This is a genomic window from Streptomyces sp. SID11385 (genome assembly GCF_010548245.1).
Lineage (GTDB): Bacteria > Actinomycetota > Actinomycetes > Streptomycetales > Streptomycetaceae > Streptomyces.
On sequence record NZ_JAAGLR010000679.1, the window covers coordinates 1 to 532 of the forward strand.

Here is a 532-nt window from a genome sequence, read left to right on the forward strand (position 1 = left end):
CCGCTCCGCCCTGCTGCTCGCCTCCCTCGCCCTGTGCGCCGCCACCCGCCCGCCTCGCCCTCGCCGTCCGACAACCGCCACGCCTTCACGCTCCTCGCCTCGGGCGATGTCCTCCCGCACGACTCGGTCATCCGGCAGGCGCACGCCGACGCGGGCGGCAAGGGCTACGACTTCCGCCCGATGCTCTCGGGCGTCAAGCCCGTCGTCTCGCGCGCCGATCTGGCGATCTGCCACATGGAGACGGTGTACGGGGACGACGACGGCCCCTACACCGGCTACCCCGACTTCGTCTCGCCCCCGCAGGTCGCCACCGCGCTCGCCACCACCGGCTACGACTCCTGCTCGACCGCGTCGAACCACAGCCTCGACGACGGCACCGCCGGCGTCGCGCGCACCCTCGGCGCCCTCGACCGCGCGGGCGTCGCGCACGCGGGCACCGGGCGCAGCGAGGCGGAGTCGCACCGGCCCGCGTGGCTCACGGCCGGCGGCGCGAAGGTCGCCCAGCTCAGCTACACGTACGGCACCAACGACA

At 75.0% G+C, this 532-nt stretch carries 1 protein-coding gene; it reads left to right on the plus strand.

Features of this window, described 5'->3' with window-relative positions:
* Nucleotides 1-33: 33 nt before the first annotated feature.
* On the plus strand, nucleotides 34-532 hold a 499-nt coding region (locus G3I42_RS20540), incomplete at its 3' end, for a CapA family protein (RefSeq protein ID WP_343244607.1).